Consider the following 25,882-nt stretch of genomic DNA (forward strand, 5'->3'; position numbering starts at 1 on the left):
TCGCTTGTGCATCAGGTAGATAACGGCCACAAAACGGTCGCCCGTGAGCGTCTGCCTTGAGGCATCAAAGAACGGGGGCATGGGCTGGAACCAGACCCGGCTCCAGGCGCGGTGGGGCTCCTGAGCTTGGGACGGCTCGTCGCCCCTCGTTTCGTATCCGGCGGCTTCGGAGTTGCGAGCTGCAAGGAGCTCACGCTATCGTGGCGCAGGTCGCGCCGGGCGCTGCTGAGAGACGCAGCCCCTGCAGAATCACGAAGAATTTGATGCGCCCCCGAGACGTCACGAAGCGCTCCTGTCTGCTCGCGGTAAGCTTGCCGGCATGCCAGACATCCCCCCTTGTCTTTGTCGTGCGCGGTAGCAGCCCCGTAAGGGCTGTACGAAAGCTCCATACTTCAAATTATGAACGAAGAGGCTAATACAGCATGAAGCCCCTGGATCTGACGCGTTTCGATCTCAACCTTCTGGTTGTACTTGAGGCGCTTTGGGCCGAAAAGCACGTCGGCCGCGCGGCCGAAAGACTGCATTTGTCCCAGTCCGCAACCAGCCACGCCTTATCGAGGCTGCGTACAGCTTTTGCTGATCAGCTTTTCATTCGTAACCCCCGCGGGATCGCGCCGACGCCGCTGGCCATAGAATTGATGCCGAGAGTGACGGCAGTGCTCGAGTCGGTCAGGCTCGTCGCCAGTCCACGTGGCCCGTTCGATCCAAGTCGTTTGCAAGCGACACTCTCCGTGGCGGCGACCGATCACGCCGTATTGACCGTCATCGCCCCTGTTCTGGCCAAGATCCAGGCCGCTGCGCCGGACGCCGTGCTGAGGCTCAGGCCGGCCGATGTCGAATCCGCTCTGCGCATGTTAGACGCCGCAGAGATCGACATCGTGCTAGGGTCGGGCTCTTTTGCCCAGATCCCGCAGCGCTTTGCTTGCCAGCTTGTCCATAAGGAGCGTTTCGTCGGCATCGCGCGCAAGGGCCACCCAGCCCTGGTCAAGCGAGGCAAGAAGCTGCACATGGAATTGGATGACTTCGCTCGCCTGCCCCACATTCTGGTCTCGCCGCGCGGCGATACGCGGGGCGCTGTCGACGATGCGCTGGAGAGCCTCGGTCGTACCCGCAAGGTGAACGTCACCTGCCCCAGCTTTCTGGCTGTTCCGTTCATGGTCGGTGCTTCGCAATCGATTGCCGTTATTGCCGAGCGGGTCGCATTGCAGATGCAGGAGACCGCGCAACTGAGCCTTTTTGAGCTGCCCTTGGCGCTACCCACCTGGGAGGTACTCGTTATTCGAGCACGAGGGCGCGCCAACGAGCCCGCCGTTGAGTGGATTACGAACATGATGATTGCCGGCTAAACATCGGCGGGGGCTTGCCGCGGCCGGAGCGACCCGGGGCCATGAATCTCGTGCATGGACAGGGTGTGTTAATGCCATTGGATCGAATGCCTCGGTCCTCCTAGAGTTCGGTTGTTGTTCAACCCGCTAGGAGTACCTCATGAAAACAGAGCCCACCTTGGTCATGATCCCTTGCTTCGCAGGGGCCCCATGGCAGCTTGACCAGTTGAACCACTTGCAGAGCCGCGCCATGCGTACCCTTCGTTTGCCGGACGACGTATGCGAGCTGGAAACGTTGGCCGACTTCATCGCTGACCAGGTGAAGGACCTCGATAGCTATGTGTTAGTTGGCGATTCTTACGGCGCGGTATCCTCGATCGCGGTGGCGACGCGGCAGCCGAAGGGCCTTAAGGGCCTGGTGCTCTCAGGGGGGTTTGCCAAGAGCCCGATCACCTCGCCCCTGCTCAAGACGCTGGCAGCGCTTGTACCGTTCTTCCCCGGGCCCTTTTACCGCCAGACGACCCTTCGGGTCCACGCAGCGCAGTTGGCTTCGTCGTTTGACAAGGAGGGGGAAATCCCCTGGTCAACCGAAAAGAGTCGCGCTTTCTTCGTCAAGGAGACGCCCCACAAAGCCTACGTCAACCGCATACGCTCGATCGAGAAGGTGGACTATACGGCCCTGCTGAAGAAGATTGACGTCCCCACGCTGATCCTGACTCCCGAGGAAGACAAGCTGATCGGCGAAGAAGCCGCGGGGATCCTTCTGAAGGGCATAAAGGGCTCGCAGGAAGTCATCATGCCGCGCACCGGCCACATGTTCAGGTTCTCGCATCCTGGCGCCTACTCTCTCGAGATCAGGAAGTTTCTGGAGCGGGCATCGCTCTAAGCGTATGCACACCGGTGTGAATAGTGTTTGCGCTGGAAGTAACCAGCGCCGCCAGGGTGTGCGCAGGCCGCTATTGACCAGGATTTACTTCGCTGATCCAGATTCAAACATCGGTAATTTCTGATGGTAGGTTTTTTTTGGCTGTTTCTATACTGGCCCCCCGATTCAGAGGTTTAAGCGACACAACTGGCTACACACGTAGCCATGCAGTTGAAGTGACTGCTGGCGGCTGAAAAAATCATTCTCGGCTGGAGGACTTGCCTGGAGGGCGATAAAAAAATAATAAAGCTGCAAGTCAACTCTGAATAAGCTACCGCTGTTTGGCTTGTTCGGGTTTTGAGTATCTGCATTTTGCTTAGTTGAATAATAAGAGCAGCGTTCAAGTCAGCTCAGACGGCTTGACGCTACAACATCTTCTATAGCTATTAATCAGAGCCTGAAAAATGAACTTCTATGACATCATCGGTTATGACCGTGACGGAACTGTTCGTGAACTTGATACGGCGCTAAACAAAGGTACGCTAACCACAAAGGATGTGACGTTTTCAGCGCTTGGTTTTAATGCACCCGGCTGGATTGCCGCCTCTTCGATGTCGATTCTTTACTCCATATCGGGCCACCACGCTCCGCTGGCCATTCTAATTGCGTACTTCTTTCCAATGTTGGTCATGGCTTTCTGCATGATCTCCCTCACTCGGCAAGCTCCGTCCGCTGGCGGAGTGTTTACATTCACCTCGCGATTTCTGCACACCAGCGTCGGGACCATTCTCGGCTGGGCGTACTCCGTTGCCTGCATGGCGGTGATGGCCATGTGCGCGATCATCGGAACCGAATACATCCAGGCGCTGATTCCGGCCATGGCGGGTCCGCTTAACGCCAAACTGATCGGGACGGGTATGGTTCTGATCTTTCTGGGCATTTCCTGCAAAGGCGTCAATGCCACCGCCAAAGTCGCCAGCGTCTTTCTGATTTTCGAGATCAGTGTCGTTACCGGCCTCGGGCTGATGGGCATCATCAACCCTCAGGTTCCAGATTTGTCGGTCATTTCCATGTACACGCTGCAAGGGTCGGATGGTTGGTCCGCGATCGGACCGGGGGTGCTGTTCGGCGTATGGATGCTCGCCAACTTCGATTCTGCGATCAACTACATCGAGGAGTCGCGTGTTCCGGTTCGTACCGTACAACGCTCCATGTTGCTCGTTCTGACTTCCGCATTTGTCATTTACACCCTCGCGGCTATCGGCTGGCAGTACGCAGTGCCGGTAGAGAAACTGGCGGCAATTATTGAGGACGGCAACGGTGGGCCCATCGCAGCTGTCGCGAATGTCTACTTGCCACCGGCCATGGCCTGGATTGCATTGTTCGTCGTGATTACTTCGGCATGCGCCGGCTTGCAAATCTCTTCGAGTGCGGCTGCGCGTACGCTCTATCGAATGAGCGAAGAAGGGCATCTGCCAGCAGCGCTTTGCGCCGTTAACAAAACGAAGTCGCCGTGGCTGGCCAGCGTTATTGTCTCGTCCGTCGCTATTGCACTGCTGTGGTGGAAACCCCTGGATAAGATTGTGTGGTACTACGATGTCGTGACCATCACGCTGGTGATGTCCTACATGGCCGCGATCGCCGCCTTTATTGTCATGACTTTCCGACGTCAGCGTTTCGGCATTGCATTGGCACTGTCGATCCCTGCTTCTCTTGCCATTCTCGTGCTGGGATACATCGGTTACACCGCCGGTGCGAATCCGGTTTCGCCGGAAGATCAATACACGGCCTGGTACCTCGGCGCGCTGACGATTCTGTCTGGCGCAATGATTCTGGTATGGCAGTCGCGAGTTTCCCGGCAACCCGCACTTTCCAAAGTGCAAGAGTCCTGATTTCCACGTTAACGCATGTGATCAATGTTGCAGCTTGCACTGGCCCGACATTGACGCCTGCGTGCGGCGTTCATTTAAAAAATCATGGGTGAACTTATGAAGCGTGTTGTCGTTATCACTGGAGCGGGAAAGGGCATTGGGCTGGCAATCGCCAAGCGTTTTGCTGCAAGTGGCGATCATTTGGTACTCAATTACTTCGACACCAAAGATCAACTGGACGCCGTCATACGGATTGCCGAAGACAACGGTGGTGACGGGATCACCCTTCAGGCGGATATCAGTAATCCCGAAGCCGCAGCCGGAATCATCCGGACGGCGGAGAGTCGCTACGGTCGGGTCGATATTCTGGTCAACAATGCAGGGAGGCTGGTTTCGGCGACAGTAGAGCAAACGACCTGGGCGCAGTGGGAGCAGATGATCAGTACCAATCTCGGTGGGACGTGGGCCTGCATGCAAGCCGTGTTGCCGGGCATGCTGGCACGTCGTCAGGGGCGGATTATCAATATCAGCTCCGAGCTGGGGCTGATTGGATTTGCGACCTACGCCGCGTACTGTGCCTCCAAGGGCGGGGTGATCGCGCTGACAAAAGCGGTTGCCAAGGAAGTTGCCCCACAAGGTGTATTGGTCAATTCGGTGGCGCCGGGGCCGATTGAAACAGACATGCTGATCAACGACACCATCGAATACAACGATGAGACCCGCGCGGCCCTTCCATTGAAGCGTTTCGGCAAGCCGGATGAAATTGCCGCCATGGTCGAGGCTCTGGCAGGGCCCGCAGGTGATTATATGGTTGGACAGATCATTAGCCCCAATGGTGGGGCGGCGATCTAGTTGGGTGTCTCGACCTTTAACTTCACTGAGTCATGAATGTACCCGTCAACGATGTGGCCCTTATTCTGCTAATAAAAAGAAGGATATAAAATGAGCGCTATAATGATTACCGGTGGTTTGGGCTATGTGGGCAGATACCTGACTAAAAAGCTCAGCGAACAAGGTGTTAAGGTGGTGAGTTACAACCGTGACTACTCCGAAGCCAAGTCTGAATTCATGACCCCTGTGCAAGGGGAGTTATTCGATATACCCAGGATTGTCAGAACTATCCAGGACTATGGAGTTGATCGTGTCATTCACACGGCGGCCATGTCACATCCTGACTTGTCCATAGACCTGCCAATTACGACGGTGACGGCGAATATCGATGGTACTGTCCATTTGCTTGAAGCAATGCGATTGGCGGGAATCAAAAAATTAGTCAATTTTTCTTCCGAAACGGTGTATGGGCATTTCGAGGGTGTGATTAATGAACAAACACCGACTTACCCAACCACACCCTATGGTGTCACCAAAATTGCCACCGAGCACTTTGGCCGAGTCTACAATGACCTTTATGGCATGGAGGTAATTTCACTGCGAATTGCGGAAGTGTATGGCCCGGAAAATAAAATGCCGCAAGTTCTCAGGGATATACTTAAAACCGTTCATCGTGGTGAAGCCTTTACCTTGCCTTCCGGCGGAGATCATCGGTTCCACTATATTCATGTTGAAGACGTTGTGCGTGCGGTACTGATGGCGGCTGAAACCAGAGATCTGAAAGGCGGTGTATTTAACATTGCCGGTGATCGCTCTTGGACGCTGCATCAAGCCGTTAAAGTAATCCGGAAAATTATTCCTGATGCCCGCATCGAAGTTGGCGACGGTTATTGGCATCTCGATCGCCATGGGGAATGGGATCTCAGTGCAGCCGAACGGGAGCTGGGCTATCGAGCACAATGGTCACTTGAAAAAGGACTCACAAATTATTCAAGCTGGTTGATTGATCACGAGTATTGATAGGGGGTCTTATTCGATAACGTTCAGTATCCACGGGTGATTAAGATGATTGAAAATCCTATTGTCTGGCCAAATGGTGCTCGCTGCGCCGTAGCCTTTACTTTTGATATGGATGCAGACAGCATTCTGCATGTGGCGCACCCCAACGATTCCGCGACCCGGGTTGCCAGTATTTCGATGCTGCACTATGGACCTAAAGTGGCGATTCCAAGGATTTTGGAAACGTATCGACGCTTCGAGATTAAACAGACGTTTTTCATACCGGCCTGGTGCATCGAACAATACCCGGAGGCCATTGAGGCGATCGTCGAAGGTGGACACGAAATCGCCCATCACGGCTATATACATGAGCATCCAAACGAGCTGACCCGGGAAGAAGAAGCTTATTGGCTCGATCGGGGTTGCGACACCATCAAGCGATTCACCGGCCAGGCACCGCGGGGTTGGCGGGCTCCCCTCTACAATATGTCAGAGCACTCGGCTGACTTGTTGATCGAGCGAGGCTTCAGTTATGACGCCTCTTTGATGGGGGATGATGTGCCTTATCTGTTGCGCACGGGTGCGGGAGAGTTGGTGGAGCTTCCATCCAGCTGGGCGCTGGATGACTGGCCTCAGTACATGCACAGCATCGACCTGGATTTTCAGATGCCGATTCAGTCGCCGCAACGCGCCGTCGAGGTGTTCAAGGCCGAGTTCGATGCTGCCTGGGAGTATGGCGCGCTCTTCATACCCGTCTGGCATCCTTTCCTTTCCGGTCGTTTGTCACGATGGCATGAGGTTTCGAAGTTGATCGAATACATGATGGCGAAAGGTGATGTCTGGTTTGCACGGATGGATGAGATCGCCGCGCATGTCCAGCGCAGTATATCCACGGGCGCCTATAAACCACGGATTGACAGGCTGCCTTATTATCAGGGACCGGTTAAAGCGCATAAGTAGCCATTCTGATGGTGAATATATCGTGCGTCTTGGGTTCTTGTTGTAATTGATGTTGGGGGGGCGCTCGACTCTAAGCGCCCCACTCAGACCAGCAAATCGACGGTCTGCAACATGCGCCGATAAGGCGAATGAGCTTGCCCCATCTCCAGGTGAATGGTTTCGATCAGACATTCCAGAAATCGCTCGGCCGCCGGCCGCAGGGGCTGCCCGCTTCGGCTGATGGCGCCCACCGAGGCACTGCCGACCGGCTCGCGCAGAGGCAAGGCGCACAAGCCTTCGCGCTGAGCGCATATCTCCACCAGCGGCCAGGGAAAGATGCTCAACATGTCGGTTTCACGCAGCAAGCTCAAGATGATCGAGAGCGAATGGGCGAAATGCACATGCCCCTGCGTCGAAATTGTTCCGTCTTGCTGCGAGGCCAGTATCCAGTCAGCCGACGCCAGATCCTCCATGGTCCTGCTGTTTGACAACGGGTGTTGCTGACGGGCCACCACCGCACAATCGGCCGTGAACAGTGGCAGACAGGTCAGGTCGGTGCTGGAAAACCGGGTATCAAGCCGTCCGATAAACAGATCGACGCTCGCATCCCGCAGCAGCGGACACGCGACCGATGAAAGCCCCTCATACAACTCAAGTTGCACCTTTGGAAACAGCTGGCGAAAGCGCACGACGGATTTTGGCATGAGCGTCATCGCCAACCAGGGTGTCACGGCGACCGACAAGCGCCCCTCCAGTTCCCCCTGGCAAGCCCCCAACACCTGACGCGCGCTGACCATCTGTGCCACCAGCAGACGTGCCTGAATCAACAGCTTCTTGCCGAGCTCGGTAAACACAATCCCTGAGGTATTACGGATCAGCAATTGTGTAGCGGTGTCTGCCTCCAGCTTCTGGATGGCCTTGGTGACCGCTGCCGGTGAAGTGTCGAGCCTTTTTGCAGCGCCGCGAATACTGCCCGCGTCGGCCACCGCCACCAGTGCATTGAGTTGATAGAACTTCATAGTGTCCGCCGGTGTTAACCCAGGGTTGCCTTGTTCACTTTCGATTGCCTGTCAGCTGTTGCCTTGGCCCTCTACTCTGGGACCAACACCACCTGGGCTTCGAATGTCACCAAAAGACCGTACCAGAAAAAGCCCGGGCATTTTGATGAAACGCATGATGCCGTAAGCCATCGTGGGATGTGGCCCTTGCGACAGATTGGTTTCTCCTCTTGGCCACCAAGGAAAAACGCTGCCAATGACACAGTCCATCACGCTGTTAAAAGAGATTGAGCAGGAAATGCGCGAACTGCGCCACCAGATCCATGCCAACCCTGAACTCGGTTATCAGGAGGTCGAGACTAGCGAGCTGGTAGCCGAACGATTGATCAAATGGGGTTATGACGTGACGCGCGGCTTCGCCGAAACCGGCGTCATCGCCACGCTGAAAAAAGGCACCAGTTCGCGGGTGATCGGCATACGGGCCGACATGGACGCACTGCCTATTCTGGAAAAAACCGGGCTCCCCTATGCAAGCCGGATTCCGGGCAAGATGCACGCGTGTGGCCATGACGGGCATACGGTCATGCTCCTCGCCGCCGCCTACGCCCTCGCCCATGGCCATCCGTTCGATGGCACCGTCCGCCTGATTTTCCAGCCGGCTGAAGAAGGTCTGGCCGGCGCCCGACGAATGATTCAGGAAGGTGTGCTGCAACAGTTCCCCTGCGATGCAGTGTTCGCGGCACACAACATGCCTGGCTACCCTGTCGGAAAGCTCGGGTTCCGAGCCGGGCCCTTCATGGCCTCCGCCGACCAGGTCAATGTCACGATTCACGGAAAAGGCGGTCACGGCGCGATGCCGCATCTGAGCGTCGACCCTGTGGTGGTCTGCGCAAGCATCATCATGGCCTTGCAGACAATCGTCTCGCGCAACATTTCACCTCAGGAAATGAGCGTTATCACCGTCGGGGCCATTAACGCAGGCAAGGCGTCCAACGTGATCCCGGACAGCGCACACATGCTGATTTCCGTCCGTGCACTGAACAACGCCGTCCGGGACCGCCTGGAGAGCCAGATAAAACACCTCATTCACGCCCAGGCGCAGGCATTCGGCGCGACCGCCGACATCGACTACAGTGCCGACTACCCCTTGCTGGTGAATGACGAAGCAATGACCCGGTTTGCCAGTCAGGTGGCCATCGACTGGCTGGGTGAGGACGAGGTGCTGAACGACATCGTGCCCTTCAATGGCAGCGAGGATTTCGCCTACTTCCTGCAGCAATGCCCTGGCAGCTACCTGATCATCGGCAATGGCGACGGTGAAAAGAGCTGCATGGCTCACGACCCTCGCTACGACTTCAATGACGACATCCTGATTCGGGGTGCTGGTTATTGGGTCAAATTGACTGAGGCCTTCTTGCCACTCAACGCTTGAGCAAAGACCTGCCAAACCGTGAAAACCAATAAAAAATGAGGTCATCATGCAAGTACGCAAATTTCAATCCATCACCCTGCTGTTCGGGCTGATCATCACCCCGCTATCGCAGGCGGAACCGGTGATCAAATTCGGCGTCGACCCTAGCTACCCACCGTTCGAGCAAAAGCAGCCAGATGGTTCATTGAGTGGTTTTGATATCGATCTGGGCAACGCCCTATGTGCCGAGTTGCGGGTCAAGTGTATCTGGGTCGAGCAGACCTTCGACAGCATGATCCCGGCGTTAAAGGCGAAGAAGTTCGACGCCATCCTGTCTGCATTCAGCGCCACCGAGGCACGTCGCCAGCAGGTCGATTTCAGCCACAAAATCTACACCGCACCCTCTTCTCTCGTTGCCAGAAAAGACTCTGGATTGCTGCCGACGGCAGCCTCATTGAAAGGCAAGTCGGTTGGGGTGGTTCAAGGCTCGCTACATGAAAGTTATGCCACGTCACAATGGGGCCGCCAAGGCGTCAATATCCTTTCATACCAAACCCAGGACCAGGTGTTTTCAGACCTCATCACCGGACGCCTGGATGCCTCGTTCCAGGCCTCGGTACAAGCCGACATCGGATTACTGCAAAAACCTCAAGGCCAGGGCTTTGCCTTCGCCGGTGAACCCATCACCGACAAAAGCATCATTGGCGATGGCGTCGCTATCGGTGTGCGAAAAAACGAGCCTGATCTCAGAGAGCAGCTAAACACCGCCATTGCCGGCATTCGCCAATCAGGCCAATACGACCAGATCGCGAAGCAGTACTTCAACTTCGATATTTACGGCGAATGAGGCAATCCCGATGAACGATATGACACAACGCGGTGCCATCCCCGTCAGTGACGAGACGGTGCGTGCCTTTCAAACTGATGGTGCAGTGTGCATCCGTAATGCGTTTACTGCGCAGCAAATCAGTGAACTGACGCTAGGCATCGAGCGCAATCTTGCCCATCCCAGCCCTCGCGCAAAAGTGGCGAGCAGCCCTACGGACCCGGGATGGTTCTTCGAGGACTTTTGTAACTGGCAAGAGAATGCACACTATCGCGACTTCATCTTCAACTCCGCCATCGCCCCCATCGCGGCCGCCCTGCTGAACAGCCAACAGGTGCGCCTGCACCATGATCACTTGCTGGTGAAAGAGCCCAATACGCGCCAACGCACACCTTGGCACCAGGACCAGCCTTACTACAACATCACGGGTTCGGACACCGTGAGTTTCTGGATTCCAGTTGACCCCGTGCCCAGGGAATCGACCCTCGAGTTCATCGCCGGCTCACACAAGGGCCCCTGGTTGATGCCTCGGTCCTTCATGGACAGCCAGGCCAAATGGTTTTCCGAGGGGACACTGGGCGAGCTACCGGATATTGAAAGCCATCGCGAGGACTTTCCCATTCTCGGATGGACGTTGTCGCCGGGGGACATGGTGTGTTTCAACATGTTGACCTTGCACGCCTCTGCTGGCGTGGGCGGGCATAACCGTCGCCGTGCGTATTCAGTGAGGGTCATAGGCGATGACGTGCGCCATGCGCCGAGACCTTGGGCCACCTCACCCGACTTTCCTGGGCTTAAAGATGCTCTGGCATCAGGCGTACCTATGGAACACGAGCTTTTTCCGACACTCTGGCATCGAGGAACCAGAATGTCCGAGCGATAAGTCGATGATGCAGGATGGCTGGGGGAAGCCTGAGGTGGTCACCCTGGAGAAAGGGTCAACACCTTTGCTCATGGGCTAGTAGTCCCCCACCCACCCTCAATCCCCAGCCTGCGACAAAGGCCTGGCCACCTGCTCCAACGCTCGACGCTCCGCAGCCACCCCCCAAACCGCTTGCACCACCGCCGCCACACACATCAGCGCGGCGCCTATCAGATAACCGATCAACAGACTGCTGCGCTGCTGGGTCTGGATGAGTTGGCCAAACAGCATCGGCCCGATAATGCCGCCCAGGCCAGTGCCAAACGCGTAAAACACGGCGATGGCCAAGGCGCGGATTTCCAGTGGGAAGGTTTCCGCCACGGTCAGGTAGGCCGAGCTGGCCGCCGCCGAAGCGAAAAAGAAGATCACCATCCACGCCGCAGCTTGCTGGGTGACATCCAACCAGCCCTGCTGGAAGGCATAGCCACTGAGCGCCAGCAATATCCCGGACGTCGCGTAAGTGAAGCTGATCATCACACGGCGGCCGATCACGTCAAACAGGCGCCCCAGCAGCAGCGGCCCGCAGAAATTGCCCAGTGCCAAGGGCAATACGTACCAACCGACCCGCTCGGCGGGCACCTGGTAAAAATCGGTGAGCACCAGCGCATAGGTGAAGAAGATCGCGTTGTAAAAGAAGGCCTGCGCGGTCAGCAGGGTCATCCCCACCAGCGCCCTGCGGGTGAATCGGATGAACAGGGTATGGAAGATCTCCGCCAGCGGCGTATGGTCCCGCGCGTGCAGGCGCAGTGGTTTTCCGGTCACGGCCGGCAGTTCATGGCCTTGTTCGCGCAGACGCGCTTCGATGCCTTCGACGATGTGTCGCGCCTCATCTAGCCGACCATGGATCAGCAGCCAGCGCGGGCTTTCCGGCAGCCACAGGCGCATCACCAGGATCAACAGGCCCAGCGCTGCACCGATGCCGAAGCACAGGCGCCAGCCCAGGTCACCGCCGACCACATGCGGGTCCAGCAGAAGGATGGCCCCGCTGGCGCCAAGCGCTGCGCCTAACCAGAATGTGCCATTGATGGTCAGGTCGACCCAGCCGCGATAGCGTACCGGGGTGAATTCCTGGATGGTCGAATTGATCGCCGTGTATTCGCCGCCGATGCCCATGCCCGTAAGGAAGCGGAACAGCAGGAAGCTTTCCAGGTTGAAGGAGAACGCCGTGGCCGCCGTGGCGCCTACATACAGCCATAAAGTAATGAAGAACAGCTTGCGCCGTCCCAGGCGATCGGTCAGCCAGCCGAACACCAAGGCACCGACCACTGCCCCGGCGATGTAGATGCCGCCGGCCAAGCCAATATCGAAGTTGCTCATGCGCAAATCGGGGCTGATTTTCAGCGCGCCGGACACCGACCCGGCCAGGGTCACTTCCAGGCCATCGAGTAACCAGGTGATTCCCAGCGCGAACACTAGCAGGGAGTGAAAGCGGCCCCACGGCAAGCGGTCCAGGCGTGCTGGAAGATTGGTTACGAATATCGCGCCGGGCTCGCGGCTATGCAGCTGTAGGTGGGTCATCGCCACATCATTGTCTTGTGCAGTGCCTTGTGAGTTAGGAGTTAGCGCCCGGATCGGGAGTTCAAAATTCCGCTGCCGGGTTGCACGCCCTCTAACCGAAACGAACCCCACGCCGTCTGATGCGCAGGCACCGCTCCGCCAGGAAAACCTGAAACGCCGCGGCGTTCTGCGTCAGTCGCCGATCGATCCCAGGAGCCACTGCCGAAAAATCTCGGCACATGCAGAACGCTTGCGATGCTTGACCGACACCAGGAACTCGCCATTGCCCGTCACGCATTCGAAAGGCGTAACCCGCTGCAATTCTCCCTTGGCCAGCGCCTCATCCGCCATGAATGTCCAGGCCAGGCCGATGCCCATGCCTTGTTGAACGGCCCGATACGCCAACGTCAGCTGGTTGAAGACCGGGGCCTTTTCCTGCGCTATGAAGTCGATGCCAAAGTGGCCGAACCATTGATGCCAGTCCAGGCACTGCCAGGCGCAGGTGTCGATCTGCACCAGGTTGGCTTGTGCCAATTGCTCCAGCGTCTCAACCCCCGAGACGTCCAGTGAAGGATGAGCCACGGCATAGACGATTTCCGGCAGCAGGAAATCGCTATCCAGCGAGGGCCATTGGCCAGAACCATAAAGAACGCCGACGTCGAAATCATTGAGGCTGGCCTCATCGAACTCGTTGATCGCATGAACGTGCACGGCGATATCGGGGTATGCCTTGTTGAATTCGATCAATTTCGGGAACAACCAGAACTGGGCCAGGGCGTGGGTCGCGAGCACCGAGACGGCGTTGGATTGATGGACGTTGCGAATTCGCGTGACGCTTTGGTACATCGTGGCGAGGAGCACGTTGACCGTCATCAGCAGCTCATCGCCTGCGCTGGTCAACTTGACACCCCGTGGTTTGCGCTCGAAGAGCGGGACGCCCATGCAGTCCTCGAGCTGGCGCATCTGTTTGCTCACCGCGCTCTGGGTAAGAAAAAGTTCGCCAGCGGCACCCGTGAAGCTGGCGTGTCGGCCCACGGCCTCGAACGTGATCAGGGTCTCCAAGGGGGGCAAGGTACGCAGGTAACGGTTGATGAGCGTTCTCCTGGGCGGGCGACTGCGCCAAGACATTCCGCGCTGGAATGGGTGGCCAACTTTATATCGCAGGTGGCGCTTTATATACCATGGCTAGAATGCCGCCAAATAGCCTGTCAGAGCCGAGATGATGAACAGTGGGGTTGTATTTGCAATATTGGCGGGGGCCATCTGGGGCGGAGTGATTATCGGCCCTTCGTTGCTGCCGGAGTTCAATGCCGTGCTGATCAGCAGTGTGCGGTTTGCCCTGTACGGGCTGTTCTCGCTCCTCTTCGCTTTGCCGATCGCGTCACGGCTGCTGTCACGATTGACGCGCGGCGATGCCTTGATGCTGCTGCGTCTGTCATTGACCGGAAATGTGCTGAACTATGCGCTGTTGGGCGCTTCCGTACAGCTGAGCGGGGTCACCGCGGCCGCCCTTATCAACGGCATGATGCCGGTTGCCATTACCTTTCTGGCGCGCAGCGATGCAGGATCGCTGCCCCTGACCAAACTCAAGCTGCCCCTGTTGCTGGTATTCCTGGGCATCGTATCGGTCAGTCTGGAACATTCAGGCGCGCGGGCAGCGAGTACCTCGCTGTCTTCCCAGTTGCTGGGCCTGGCCTGCGGATTCAGCGGTGTGGTCTGCTGGTCGTGGTACGCCACCCACAATGCCCGTTATCTCAAACAAAGCCATTTCAACAGCAGCGAATGGTCGACGCTATTGGGCATCGTGACGGGCATCGTAGCGATCGTGTTCGGCATCGCGGCCTTGGTACTGTTCCCCAACCTGGTGCCCGCTGAGGTTGAAAGCAGCCGCTGGATGGTTTTCCTGTGGGTCTGCCTGTTCCTGGCACTCTGTGGTTCATGGGTTGCCAATGGGCTTTGGAATGCCTGCTCGCGTCGAATGGCCACCTCATTAAGCGGCCAGATGATCGTGTTCGAAACGCTGTTTGCCTGTGTATACGGATTTCTGTTCAGCCAGCGAGTGCCTGGCTTGATGGAAGTGGTGTCGATCGTGTTGCTGGTGGGCGGGGTCGTCTGGGCGGCGAAGCGTCATCGGGTGGCGCCGGTGAAACATGCTGAACCCTAGGCGCTGTTGGCCGATTCTTACCGAGCTGACCGGCAGCAATGTGAATCGCTCTCGATTTTATAGACACAAATGATGGGCTGCTTCCCCCCTTCGAGACGGGCGGAAATCGGCAGACGCGGCCGGCGGTCGTTGCATTTCGCCTGTCGCCGGCGTTTGGCTAAGCTGAATATATCGGGACGAAATGAACCCTGAGTGATAGCGACCATCAGCGAATCTGGATTGGCCTCAAGAAGGTAGCTCCCAAAGGAGACGACTATGTATGCGGTTATAAGAACCTACTTGGGTGTTGGAGCAAAGCAGCTTTTCGAGCTTTTAGAGGAGCGCAAGGCCGACGTCGAAGCCACCCTGCGCACAGTGCCTGGCCTCGTAAGCTACACACTGCTGAATACAGGTGATGGCTGTACGGCAGTGACCGTTTGCACGGACAAGGCCAGCACCGATGCGAGCTTGAAAGTCGCGCGCGACTGGATTCAGAAAAATGCCTCGAATATCCACGCGAACCCACCGATCGTTACAGAAGGTCCGGTCATTGTGCAGATCAACTAGGGCGCCCTTCCGGTTGATCTCACGGTCACTATCACCGTCGCAAGTTTTGTATATTTGCTTCGCATAGATGTGATCGTCCGCTCTCACGACCGCCTCCTCCGAATCAGCAGAAAACCAGGCAGCGCCCCCAAGAGGCGTTCCCTTTCCCCGGGAGAGCCAACACTTTCGATAACGAGTCCAACACAAAAAAACGGCTATGGTTGTCAGTGACCGGTCTAATCTGGACCTGTAGCGTACTGATGGAGCTCTTATGAAAAGGACCATTCTTACTGCTGTTGTCACCCTCCTGCTCGCGGGAGCCGTACCCACAACTTCTAGCGCCGCACCTCCTACAGATCCGCTTTTTGCATTTGGCTTGCTGGGAAGCTACAGCGTTCTCGAATTCACAGGGCGCAAAAGCTCGAACACCGAGTACATGCCGGAAGGAGGATTATTTCTCAACTTCGGCAACAAAATGACGGCTCAGACTGGCTTTATTTATCAGGCAGAAATCAGTGGGCAGTATTCTGAAAAAAAGAATCAGAAAGTAAAGGATGGCCAAGCCGACTTGGATTTTGGCTGGAGGATGGCTTTTGATGCGCGCAATTTTATGGATGTTTTGCTGGGCGGCGGGTACAAATGGAATCGATTTCAACCGGACTCTGACAAGTACAACATTGATCTCACTAGCCGTACGCCGTTCGCTAAAATTGCTGCGGGCTACAATCATCAGTTCAACACTTCAGCTTTGCGTTTTGAAGCGGGAGTTCGAAAATCCATAAACGGTGATTCACAGCTAAAAATCCATGGAATCAGCAGCGAGAATCAGGGTTTAAAAGACAGCACCAATCCTTACATCGAGCTGAGCTACCTGTTTAATCAGCAGGGTTCGATTCCGGTGATAGCCTCCCTGTACTACAACCGCTTCAAATATGACCTGGATGGGCAATTTGCGGTGACCGATATCGAAAACCAAACCAGGGAAGAATATGGCGCAAAATTAGGCCTCGCCTTTTAACGCAATGATGGGTCTTCAACAACCTGAATGAATCGCCCCCGGTTCCGCAGGCACTTCTGACATGCCGCTATGGGGCGATTGCTGCCGCGCATACCCAAACGAAATCGACCAACAGCAGACCTTAAAATCAAGCGAGCCCGTACGCCGATCTGTAGTGAACTTAAACCGGGATCGAGGGGCGTTTGAGGCGGGATCGATGATATCCAGGTTGTTCGGAAGATCTCGACCAGTTAGCTGAACCACCAATGACTGCAGGATGTATCGGCTATGCAAAGTGCGCATAGCTACGCCTGAAGTTTGCATTGGTCCAAGGCATTTACGGTGCGGCATGATGCGGGCAAGAGTTGGCCAGCTCTCCTCTCAGCCTCCAAATCCAGGTTCCATTCATATGTCTATTAGCCCTGAAATCCAAGCCTTGGCCACCGATATGCGCGTCTGGCGCCAACAGATTCACAGCCAGCCGGAAATCGCCTTCAAGGAACACAGGACCGCTAACTTCGTCGCCACACATCTGCGCTCATGGGATATCGAAACCCATACCGGTATCGGCCAGACCGGCGTCGTTGGGGTGATCCACGGCAGCCTTGGCGCTGGGCCGAGTATCGCCTTTCGCGCCGACATGGATGCGTTGCCCATCGTCGAGGAAGGCCAGCCCTCCTACCGATCCCAGCATCAGGGGATATTCCATGGCTGCGGTCACGATGGTCATACCGCCATCCTGCTGGGCACGGCCCGTCTCCTGGCCCAGAAGCGGAATTTTCACGGCAAGGTGGTGCTGATTTTCCAACCCGCCGAGGAGATTATCCAAGGCAGCCTGGCCATGCTTGAAGATGGTTTGCTGCAACGCTTTCCCTTCGATGAAGTCTATTCCCTGCACAACCACCCTGCTCTGGCTGCGGGCACCATCGGCGTGCGCACCGGAGGCCTGATGGCCTCGGTGGATTTTTTTTCGATCCGCGTCACTGGCGTGGGCAGCCACGGCGGTATGCCGCACCTGAGCATCGACCCGATCGTCATCGGCTCGAGCCTGGTCGGTGCCCTGCAAAGCATCGTCAGTCGTAACGTCGATCCGGTTGAAAGCTCAGTCATCAGTGTCTGCCGCTTCCAGGCGGGCGAGACCAATAACGTCATCCCGGAGTTCGCCCAGCTCGATGGTACCGTGCGCACCCTGTCGACCCGCGTTCGTCAGCAGGTCATTGAGCGCATGCGCGAGGTCTGCCAGGGACTGGCACTGAGTTACAAGTGCAACATTGATATGAGTCTGTCCAACAACACGCCGCCAGTGGTCAACAGTGCAGATCATACCCAGTACGTGATTAGCGCCGCGCACAGTGTGGTCGGGACCCAAAACCTGATCGACAACGTTGCGCCGATCATGGCGGGCGATGATGTCGCGGTGTTTCTCCAGGAACGTCCCGGTTGTCATTTCCTGCTAGGGCAGGACGGGCATATGTGTCACCACCCACACTATGACTTCAATGATGAGGTGGCGAGCATCGGCGTCGCCATGTTCGAGCAATTGGTGTGCTTGCGACTCGGCGCCTGACGCAACAACAACAACAACAACAACAACAACAACAACAACAACAACAACAACACACTAGCCTGGAGCCCGGCATGACACCCAGAACCTTGCCTGCTTGTCTTTCACTACTGCTCTTGCTGCTTTCGAACCCCGCCAGTGCGGCTACTGGCAGTAGTTACACTGCCAACTGGCATACGCTGGTGCCCTTTTTCCTGTTGATTACACTGACCCTCGGCATCACCCGCTGGGCCAGCCGTCGTAATGGCAGCGCCGCTGACTACTACAACGCTGGCGGCGGCATCACCCCCTTGCAAAACGGCTTCGCCTTGGCTGGCGACTATATGTCGGCCTCGACCTTTCTCGGCGCTGTGGCCATGCAGGCCCTGTACGGCTATGACAGCCTGATTTATGGGGTCGGCACCCTGGTCGGCTGGCCAATCCTGCTGTTCCTGGTGGCCGAACCCCTGCGCAATCTTGGCCATTACACCCTGTCGGACGTGGTCTCGTTCCGCCTGAAAAAGCGCCCGGTGCACCTGCTGACCGCCGCCAACTCCCTGGTCATCGTGCTGTTCTACCTGGTGGTGCAGATGGTCGGTGCCGGCAAACTGATCCAACTGCTGTTCGGCACGCCCTACCTGTTCTCGGTGGGCATGGTCGGCCTTCTGGTGCTGTTTTATGTGCTTGTCGGAGGCATGCTGGCCACCACCTGGGTGCAAATCATCAAAGCCCTGTTGATTCTGGCGATCGGCAGTTTCCTGTGTTTCATGGTGCTGAAAAGTGTGGGTTTCAGTGGCAACCAGTTACTCGACAGAGTGGTCCATGCCTATCCCCAGGGCTTGGCCGTGCTGGCCCCTAGCAAGCTGATCGCCGACCCGGTAGATGCCATTTCCCTGGGGGTCTCGCTGATCTTCGGCATGGTCGGCCTGCCCCACATCCTGATCCGCTTCTTCACCGTCAAAAATGGCGCCGCCGCCCGCCAGTCGGCCTTCTACGCCACCTGCATCATTGCCTACTTCTACACCTTGCTGGTGGTGATCGGCGCGGGGGCGGCGATCTTCGTCATAGGTAACCCGGCATTTCTCGACGCCGGCAGCCAGGTCCTTATCGGCGGTAACAATATGGCGGCCATGCACCTGGGCACGTTCTTTGGCGGCGAACTGTTCCTTGGGGTGATGTCCGCCGTGGCCTTCGCCACCATCCTCGCGGTAGTCGCCGGCCTGACCATCTCCGGTGCTTCGGCAGTCAGCCATGATATCTACACTCACCTGTTCAACCGGCAAACAAACGATCCCCAACGGGAGCTGAAAATTTTCCGGAGTGCCAGCATCATCCTGATCGTCGTCGCCCTGTTGCTCTCGCAATTGGTGCAGAACCTGAACATCAGCTTCCTCGCCGGCCTGGTGTTCGCGATTGCCGCAAGTACCAATTTCCCGATGCTGATCCTGTCGATCTTCTGGCGTGGTCTGACCACCCGCGGAGTGGTCGCCGCCTGCCTGTGCGGGCTCGTCACCTCAGTGGGCCTGTTGATACTGGGGCCGACGATCTGGGTCGGTGTGCTGGGGCACGATACGGCGATCTTCCCCTATTCCAATCCGGCGCTGTTCTCCATGAGCGTGGCCTTTTTCGCAGCCTGGGTCGCCTCGGTCACCGACCGCAGCCCATCGGCCCAAGCCGAACGCGCCAGGTTTGATGCCCAGCACTACCGCTCGCTAACCGGTATCAACGCCAGCAACGCCGTGGCTCATTAACCTCCCACTGCAAACGAGGTATCTACCATGCCAACCCTGCCCAATGCCCCAGACAGCGACACGCCTCTGGCCAACCTGAAAAAGGTCCGCCTCAGGTTGAGCCTGGGACTGACCTTGTTGACCCTGAGCGCCTACTTCGGCTTTATCCTGTTGGTGGCATTTGATCCCCACTGGCTGACCCTACCGCTGTCGACAGAGTCACGGCTGACCACCGGCATCGTGATGGGGATTGGCCTGTACTGGTTCTGTGTTGCCGTCACCGGTTTCTACACCTGGTACGCCAACCACCGCATTGATCCGCTGTTGCGTGAGATGCAGCGGGCGACCGACGCTGAAGGCACGCGGGCCAAGGTTGTTCAACCGTCAACTGCGGGCTCCACGGCCAGCAGTTCGGCGTAACGTGCGAATATCTGATGTGCCAACGTCTTGGCCCCCTTCACCGAGGGGGCCAAAGTGCGTCCCGCAAGACTGACCGAACCGAAACGCGCACTTCGTTGCAACGGCGGACTCAAGGCGACTTCCTGCAACCGACCACAGTCCAACGCCTGCCAAAAAGCCGGACGACTGCCAAAGATCACTGCGTTCCCGGCCAGCGCCAACGCCTCCAGATCCGCCAGCACATCAGTCTGAAAGTGAATGGCGGCCTCGATAGAGCCCTCGAAATACATATCCAGGTCAGCCATGGCCCAGGCTGACAAATTGATGCAGCCCACGGGGTAATTCAACAACTCGGCCGGGGAGACCTGGCTTCTTTGCGCCAGAGGATGACTGGTGGCACAAAAGAAACCGCTGCGCCAACAGGGCAGCGTATCGACCTGCAAATCCTGACGATAGGACAGCAGCGCCACATCGCCGAAAAAAATGTCAATCTTCTCCTCCAGCAGCAACCTCAACAATTCTTCATAGGTACCGCCCTTAACAGTCAGCCGTACCTGCGGTGCATTCACGGCAAAATGCTCCAGCAGCGGCGCCTTGAGCAAGGCGGCCGCCGTCGGGCCGAAACCCAGGGCAATCTCGCCATACTCGCCTCGCCGCACCAACTCGATGTCCCGGCGCAATTCATTGAGTTCGGCCAGCACCTTGCGCGCCCGCTCAGTGAACACCTCGCCGTAGGGTGTCAGCTCAACGCCTGTTGGCCCACGATCGAACAAGCGAACCCCAAGTTCGGCTTCAATCGACTGAATGCTCCGAGACAGGGCCGGCTGACTCAGGTTGACCTCGATACTGGCCCGGGTGAATGTCAGGTGCTCTACCAACCCTAGAACGTGACGTAGTTTCCTGGTATCCATTTTTCTCTTTCTTGGCAGTTGGATCTATCAGACATAGCACAGGACAATCCTACAAAAGCCCACCCGCGTCCATATCGATATGAGCAAAGCGAAACGCCCTTTGGTATTGAGGTTGATGATGCGTGGCCGCTATAAGTGCCGAACGAATGCAGATGCGCTACAACAATACATAGAACTCCGGGGGGCCTCACAGGAAGCGAGTGAATGTGGATGAAACACAAACTATGCGTCCTCAGGTTGGTTGGGTTCGCATCCGCTTCGTTCATCATCGTCGCCCCTGGTGCAGTCGCAGAGGATCTCGAACCCAGGTCCTACGCCAATACGCCGGTCGGTATCAATTTCCTGCTCATGGGCTACAACGATATCCATGGCAACGTGACGGCCAACCCCTCAGTCCCGCTCCAGGATGCCAAGCTCAACATCAAGACCGTCGTGTTTGGCTTTGCCAGATCCCTGGACGTCTGGGGCCGCTCCGGGAAGTTCGATATCGTCGTGCCTGAGGCAAAATTGACGGGTTCTGCTCTGTTCGCCGGTGAACCCAAGGAACGTAATGTTACGGGGTTGATCGATCCAAGATTCCGGTTCTCGATCAACTTATATGGCGCCCCGGCGATGTCCCTGGCTGACTTCCCCAGCTATCAACAGGATCTGATTATCGGCACCAGCCTGGCGATCACCGCACCACTCGGCCAATACGACGCGAGCAAGCTGGTAAATCTCGGCAACAACCGCTGGTCATTCAAGCCCGAACTCGGGATTTCCAAGCGCCTGGGGCCAGTGACCCTGGAGCTATCTGGCGCGGGAACCTTTTACACCGACAACAATGAGTACCTCGGCGACCACACACTGTCCCAGAACCCGATTTACCAGGTACAGGGGCATCTTATCTATGCCTTTAGCAACGGTATTTGGGCTTCGCTGGATACGACCTACTTCACTGGCGGGAGTACCTCGATCGATGGCGTCGGCAACCACGATCTTCAGGAAAACACGCGCTACGGATGCACCCTCACACTGCCGTTGAACAGGAACAATTCGGTAAAGCTGAATGCGAGCAATGGCGGGCATACCCGCACGGGCAGCGAATACGATGCGATTGGCATAGTTTGGCAGTATCGCTTCGGCGGAGGGCTTTGAAACGTAGGACTTGCGCTGGCGTGCGAGGGAAAATCCAGAGGTACCTGGGCGGCGAGCATCCGTTAGCGGGAGCCGCCGCTACCCAAAAACCGGCTATACACACGACCCACAAAAATGCCCGGCATAACCCGGGCATTCCAGACAAACACCCATCAAAAACTAATCAGCAAAACCAAGGCGAGAAGCCCGGGCTTCCTGAGCCTGCCCGCGCGTCGCCAGGCAGTAATACAACGGACACGTCACCACCAACCCCACCAGCCACGACAAATCAGCGCCTTCCACCCAATTGGCATACGGCCCCACATACAACGACGTATTGGCAAACGGCAACTGCACGATAATCCCGATGAAATACGCAACGATCGCATGCAGGTTGAAACGCCCATAAATCCCGCCATCGGCACTAAAGATCGAAGCAATGTCATAGCTGCCGCGCTTGATCAAATAGAAGTCGATCAGGTTAATCGAAGCCCACGGCACCAACACCAGCAACAGCGCCAGAATCAGCCCAATGAACTGCGAAATGAAATCCGCCGAAGCACTCAGCGCGACCAGGCAGCAGCCCGCCAAAACAAGACCCGACAACACCACACGCAGCTTGATGCTGGGCGTCCATTGACTGGCAAACGTCTGGATCGAGGTGATGATCGACAGCACCGCGCCATACAGATTCAAGGCGTTGTGACTGATGATATTGAGCAAAAACAGCACCATCAGAATCGGCCCCAGCCAACCGGTGGACTGCTTCACCGCCACCATTGCCTCAGTGCCTTGCGGGGTCGCCAATACGGCCACCGCGCCGAAGGAGAACGACAGAATGGTGCCAAGCGTTGCGCCCAGGTAAGTGGCGAAGAACGGACGTGCAATCCCGATATCCGCCGGCAGGTAACGCGAATAGTCCGACACATACGGCGAGAAGCTGATCTGCCAGATAATCCCCAGCGACACGGTGGCCAACCAGCCGGACAGGTTAAAACCACCGCGCGTGAAGAAGTCCGCCGGCAGATCATGTGCAAAGATAAACAGGAACCCGGCGAGCAAGGCACTGCCCATGACCCAGGTGCCAATGCGGTTGAGGGTATGAATAAAGCGGTAACCAATGACCCCGATGGCAGTGGCGCTGAGGGCACCGATCAGGATGCTGGCCGGCACGGGAACCGAAGGCGCGATGCCGACGATGGATTTGCCGGCCAACACGATATTGGAAATGAAAAAGCCGATGTAGATCAGTGCCGCAAAGAACACGATCAACAGCGCGCCATAACGACCGAACTGACCACGACTCTGCACCATTTGCGGAATGCCCATCCGCGGCCCCTGAGCCGACGCAAGGGCAATCACCAAGCCGCCGACCATGTGCCCAAGCGCGATCGCCAGCAACCCCCAGAACAGATTGAGGTGGAACACTTGGACCACCATGGCACCGGTGACGATAGGCAGTGGTGCAATGTTGGTACTGAACCATAAGGTGAATAGATCGCGGGCCTTCCCGTGGCGCTCTGCGAGTGGGACGTAGTCGACCGTGTGATTCTCGATCAGGGGGTCTTGCCGGGACATCTGGGACATGTGCATGAACTCGAGTTTGTCTGATCTTATATTTGTATGAAGCCAAACCGGGGGGGCTCTTTGGCCTCCCCTCAGGTGCCGATCATATTATGGTATTCCAAACTTTTAACAAGACTGATCCGGTCCTTGTACGTCCATCTGATCCGCCATTTTGACGTACATGCACCTGTGCAGGCTAGCTGAAAGCCCCGTAATCATTGAGTTTAAGACCCAAATCGTGCGTTTATCGGGTGACTGAAAAAGCCCTTGCAAACACGGTATTACGGTATACCATCATACCTACAAATTCATAAAAACCTGTTTCACCGCCAGAGGACCGTCCCATGATCGATGCCGCCATCTACAAACAAGTGATGGGTTCGTTTCCGTCCGGGGTCACCGTGATCACCACGCTCGATGACGACGGACAAATCGTCGGCCTGACCGCCAGCGCGTTCAGTTCGCTGTCCATGGACCCGGCTCTGGTGCTGTTCTGCCCCAATTACAGCTCCGACTCCTATCCGGTACTGATCAAGAACAAACGCTTTGCCATTCACGTGCTGTCCGGCGGCCAGCAAAGCGAAGCCTACGCCTTCGCGCGCAAAGGCAAGGACAAGGCGCAAGGCATCGAATGGACATTGAGTGAACTGGGCAATCCGATTCTGGCCAATGCCACGGCGGTGATCGAATGCGAGCTGTGGCGTGAATATGAAGGTGGCGACCACGCAATCATGGTCGGTGCGGTGAAGAACCTGATCGTGCCCCAGCAGAACGCCGGGCCACTGGTGTACTGCCACGGCAAGATGGGCGCCCTGCCCGTCTTCGCCTGATTCGATCAAACAGCAGCGGCGTGTAACACCGCCGCTGCCGTGCTTGCCTTACGTTCAGAACGACGTTCTTACCCATCGGAACTTGAGCCGCATCGCTTGCCAAATAGCGTTTCAGGCTGGCATCAATGTTCTGCGGCTGCGGGGGCTCGGCCAGATAAGCGACCGTCGGAGAGAAATATTTTGCGGCTATTACGTATTATGGTATACCAATAACCCATCAACAGACCCGTCGCACTCAGCAACGCGTCACGGCGAGAACACCCGGGAGCGCTCAACGCTCATTCCAGGCAACAGGCCCGCAGTCGACAGGCCGACAACAAAAGATTCGAGGTAGCGTCATGAAATTTTCCCTGTTCGTGCACATGGAGCGCTGGGACGAAAGCGTCAGCCACCGTCAGTTGTTTGAAGACCTGACCGAACTGACCCTGATAGCCGAAGCCGGTGGTTTCAGCACCGTCTGGATCGGCGAACACCACGCCATGGAATACACCATCTCGCCAAGCCCGATGCCGCTGTTGGCCTACCTGGCAGCCAAGACCACCACCATTCATCTGGGCGCCGGCACCATCATCGCGCCGTTCTGGCACCCGTTGCGGGTGGCCGGTGAATGCGCGCTGCTGGACGTGATCAGCAATGGCCGCATGGAAGTCGGCCTGGCACGTGGCGCCTATCAGGTGGAGTTCGATCGGATGGCCGGCGGCATGCCTGCTTCTTCCGGCGGCCAGGCACTGCGGGAAATGGTTCCGGTCGTTCGCGCCCTGTGGCAAGGCGATTACGCCCACGATGGCGATATCTGGAAATTCCCGACGTCCACCAGCGTACCGAAGCCGATCCAGAAGCCGAACCCGCCGATGTGGATCGCCGCCCGCGACCCGGATTCCCACAACTTTGCGGTGGCCAACGGCTGCAACGTCATGGTCACGCCGCTGATGAAGGGCGATGAAGAAGTTCTGGACCTGAAGAACAAGTTCCAGGCTGCGCTGGATAACAACCCGGACGTGCCGCGCCCACAGTTGATGGTGCTGCGTCACACCCACATCCATGCGGTCGATGACCCCGAGGGCTGGAAAGTCGGGGCCAAGGCGATCTCGCGTTTCTACCGCACCTTCGACGCCTGGTTTGGCAACAAGGAAGTACCGGTCAACGGTTTCCTGGCACCGAGCCCGGAAGAAAAATTCGCCGGTCGCCCGGAGTTCGAACTGGAGAGTCTGCACAAGACCGCCATGATCGGCACCGCGGAAGAAATCATCCCGCGCATCAAGTATTACCAGGAACTGGGCGTCGACGAGTTCAGCTTTTGGTGCGATAACAGCCTGCCCCATGCGGAAAAGAAAAAATCCCTGGAGCTGTTTATCAAACACGTGGTCCCGGCGTTTCGCTGAGTCCGCAGCCCTGTCCCCCGGACGCGAAGCCGGGGGGCTGATTGACGTGTAGGGTCGATTCCAATGCAGAACGGTCGTCTCCCATCACTCGCCCCTCCGTCCGGCGCCGAGCAGGCTTACCTGCGCGGCGAATGGACCGCTTCGCATATCCACTTCAAGCGTCTGCGCGCCAGCGTTTCAGCCAAGCAGAACGGTTTCTGGCAAATAGTTCACTGAGCCCACCCGAACAGACATT

24 protein-coding genes are annotated in these 25,882 nt (G+C 57.0%); 19 read left to right on the plus strand and 5 right to left on the minus strand.

Translation table 11 applies throughout. From position 1 onward, the window contains the following. Positions 1-422 precede the first annotated feature (422 nt). From AC1MDT_RS10120 to AC1MDT_RS10145, 6 genes are all read left to right on the plus strand, one after another. Entirely contained in the window at positions 423-1,346 is a 924-nt protein-coding gene (locus AC1MDT_RS10120; RefSeq protein ID WP_480421883.1) for a LysR family transcriptional regulator, read from the plus strand. Between the two features lie 139 nt (positions 1,347-1,485). Next, a complete protein-coding gene (locus tag AC1MDT_RS10125) occupies positions 1,486-2,211 on the plus strand; it encodes an alpha/beta fold hydrolase (protein ID WP_480421884.1) in 726 nt (241 codons plus the stop codon). Positions 2,212-2,654: 443 nt separating this feature from the next. Beyond that, positions 2,655-4,082 carry an APC family permease gene (locus AC1MDT_RS10130; protein ID WP_480421885.1) on the plus strand — a complete coding sequence of 476 codons (1,428 nt, stop codon included), beginning with the start codon at positions 2,655-2,657 and terminating at the stop codon, positions 4,080-4,082. Between the two features lie 96 nt (positions 4,083-4,178). Then, a complete protein-coding gene (locus tag AC1MDT_RS10135) occupies positions 4,179-4,913 on the plus strand; it encodes an SDR family NAD(P)-dependent oxidoreductase (RefSeq protein WP_480421886.1) in 735 nt (244 codons plus the stop codon). Between the two features lie 102 nt (positions 4,914-5,015). Then, positions 5,016-5,912, plus strand: a complete 897-nt coding sequence (locus AC1MDT_RS10140; protein ID WP_480421887.1) for an NAD-dependent epimerase/dehydratase family protein — start codon at positions 5,016-5,018, stop codon at positions 5,910-5,912. Between the two features lie 45 nt (positions 5,913-5,957). Continuing rightward, positions 5,958-6,851, plus strand: coding sequence for a polysaccharide deacetylase family protein (locus tag AC1MDT_RS10145; protein WP_480421888.1), 894 nt, complete (start codon positions 5,958-5,960; stop codon positions 6,849-6,851). An 83-nt stretch (positions 6,852-6,934) separates the two neighbouring features. Here AC1MDT_RS10145 and AC1MDT_RS10150 read toward each other — a convergent pair whose 3' ends face one another. Beyond that, positions 6,935-7,849, minus strand: a complete 915-nt coding sequence (locus tag AC1MDT_RS10150; protein ID WP_480421889.1) for a LysR family transcriptional regulator — start codon at positions 7,847-7,849, stop codon at positions 6,935-6,937. Positions 7,850-8,084: 235 nt separating this feature from the next. On the opposite strand from AC1MDT_RS10150, the gene AC1MDT_RS10155 reads away from it, so the two are divergent. From AC1MDT_RS10155 to AC1MDT_RS10165, 3 genes are all read left to right on the plus strand, one after another. Beyond that, the gene (locus AC1MDT_RS10155) at positions 8,085-9,260 is read left to right on the plus strand and encodes a M20 aminoacylase family protein (RefSeq protein ID WP_480421890.1); all 1,176 of its coding nucleotides are present in this window, start codon (positions 8,085-8,087) and stop codon (positions 9,258-9,260) included. Between the two features lie 121 nt (positions 9,261-9,381). Next, positions 9,382-10,086, plus strand: coding sequence for an ABC transporter substrate-binding protein (locus AC1MDT_RS10160; protein ID WP_480421891.1), 705 nt, complete (start codon positions 9,382-9,384; stop codon positions 10,084-10,086). A gap of 10 nt (positions 10,087-10,096) precedes the next feature. Continuing rightward, entirely contained in the window at positions 10,097-10,948 is an 852-nt protein-coding gene (locus AC1MDT_RS10165) for a phytanoyl-CoA dioxygenase family protein (protein ID WP_480421892.1), read from the plus strand. Positions 10,949-11,044: 96 nt separating this feature from the next. Here AC1MDT_RS10165 and AC1MDT_RS10170 read toward each other — a convergent pair whose 3' ends face one another. Next, positions 11,045-12,505 (minus strand): MFS transporter, encoded by a 1,461-nt coding sequence (locus AC1MDT_RS10170; RefSeq protein ID WP_480421893.1) that lies wholly within the window; start codon positions 12,503-12,505, stop codon positions 11,045-11,047. A gap of 171 nt (positions 12,506-12,676) precedes the next feature. Then, positions 12,677-13,612: a LysR substrate-binding domain-containing protein gene (locus tag AC1MDT_RS10175; RefSeq protein ID WP_480421894.1), complete on the minus strand. Its 936-nt coding sequence runs from the start codon at positions 13,610-13,612 to the stop codon at positions 12,677-12,679. A 91-nt stretch (positions 13,613-13,703) separates the two neighbouring features. On the opposite strand from AC1MDT_RS10175, the gene AC1MDT_RS10180 reads away from it, so the two are divergent. The 6 genes from AC1MDT_RS10180 (at position 13,704) to AC1MDT_RS10205 (ending at position 19,863) form a co-directional block, all read left to right on the plus strand. Continuing rightward, positions 13,704-14,648 carry a DMT family transporter gene (locus AC1MDT_RS10180; RefSeq protein WP_480421895.1) on the plus strand — a complete coding sequence of 315 codons (945 nt, stop codon included), beginning with the start codon at positions 13,704-13,706 and terminating at the stop codon, positions 14,646-14,648. 255 nt (positions 14,649-14,903) lie between these two features. Beyond that, the gene (locus AC1MDT_RS10185; RefSeq protein ID WP_480421896.1) at positions 14,904-15,194 is read left to right on the plus strand and encodes a hypothetical protein; all 291 of its coding nucleotides are present in this window, start codon (positions 14,904-14,906) and stop codon (positions 15,192-15,194) included. 250 nt (positions 15,195-15,444) lie between these two features. After that, positions 15,445-16,191 (plus strand): hypothetical protein, encoded by a 747-nt coding sequence (locus tag AC1MDT_RS10190; protein WP_480421897.1) that lies wholly within the window; start codon positions 15,445-15,447, stop codon positions 16,189-16,191. A gap of 388 nt (positions 16,192-16,579) precedes the next feature. Then, positions 16,580-17,737, plus strand: coding sequence for a M20 aminoacylase family protein (locus AC1MDT_RS10195; RefSeq protein WP_480421898.1), 1,158 nt, complete (start codon positions 16,580-16,582; stop codon positions 17,735-17,737). A 71-nt stretch (positions 17,738-17,808) separates the two neighbouring features. Next, complete coding sequence (locus AC1MDT_RS10200) at positions 17,809-19,464, plus strand: sodium:solute symporter family transporter (RefSeq protein ID WP_480421899.1); 1,656 nt, start codon at positions 17,809-17,811, stop codon at positions 19,462-19,464. Positions 19,465-19,491: 27 nt separating this feature from the next. Continuing rightward, positions 19,492-19,863, plus strand: coding sequence for a DUF485 domain-containing protein (locus AC1MDT_RS10205; protein WP_480421900.1), 372 nt, complete (start codon positions 19,492-19,494; stop codon positions 19,861-19,863). On the opposite strand, the gene AC1MDT_RS10210 is transcribed toward AC1MDT_RS10205, so the two are convergent. Next, positions 19,821-20,753, minus strand: a complete 933-nt coding sequence (locus AC1MDT_RS10210; RefSeq protein WP_480421901.1) for a LysR family transcriptional regulator — start codon at positions 20,751-20,753, stop codon at positions 19,821-19,823. The genes AC1MDT_RS10205 and AC1MDT_RS10210 overlap by 43 nt on opposite strands. Before the next feature lie 204 nt (positions 20,754-20,957). Between AC1MDT_RS10210 and AC1MDT_RS10215 the strand changes: the two genes are divergently transcribed. Then, the gene (locus tag AC1MDT_RS10215; protein WP_480421902.1) at positions 20,958-21,890 is read left to right on the plus strand and encodes a transporter; all 933 of its coding nucleotides are present in this window, start codon (positions 20,958-20,960) and stop codon (positions 21,888-21,890) included. 159 nt (positions 21,891-22,049) lie between these two features. Here AC1MDT_RS10215 and AC1MDT_RS10220 read toward each other — a convergent pair whose 3' ends face one another. Beyond that, positions 22,050-23,456 carry a purine-cytosine permease family protein gene (locus AC1MDT_RS10220; RefSeq protein ID WP_480421903.1) on the minus strand — a complete coding sequence of 469 codons (1,407 nt, stop codon included), beginning with the start codon at positions 23,454-23,456 and terminating at the stop codon, positions 22,050-22,052. 323 nt (positions 23,457-23,779) lie between these two features. Here AC1MDT_RS10220 and AC1MDT_RS10225 point away from each other — a divergent pair, with 323 nt between their 5' ends. The 3 genes from AC1MDT_RS10225 (at position 23,780) to AC1MDT_RS10235 (ending at position 25,863) form a co-directional block, all read left to right on the plus strand. Beyond that, the gene (locus AC1MDT_RS10225; protein WP_208667910.1) at positions 23,780-24,265 is read left to right on the plus strand and encodes a flavin reductase family protein; all 486 of its coding nucleotides are present in this window, start codon (positions 23,780-23,782) and stop codon (positions 24,263-24,265) included. A 338-nt stretch (positions 24,266-24,603) separates the two neighbouring features. Continuing rightward, the gene (locus AC1MDT_RS10230) at positions 24,604-25,647 is read left to right on the plus strand and encodes an LLM class flavin-dependent oxidoreductase (RefSeq protein WP_480421904.1); all 1,044 of its coding nucleotides are present in this window, start codon (positions 24,604-24,606) and stop codon (positions 25,645-25,647) included. 63 nt (positions 25,648-25,710) lie between these two features. Further along, positions 25,711-25,863, plus strand: a complete 153-nt coding sequence (locus tag AC1MDT_RS10235) for a hypothetical protein (protein ID WP_414908008.1) — start codon at positions 25,711-25,713, stop codon at positions 25,861-25,863. Positions 25,864-25,882: the final 19 nt, after the last annotated feature.

Source organism: Pseudomonas sp. ASL7 (assembly GCF_056680375.1).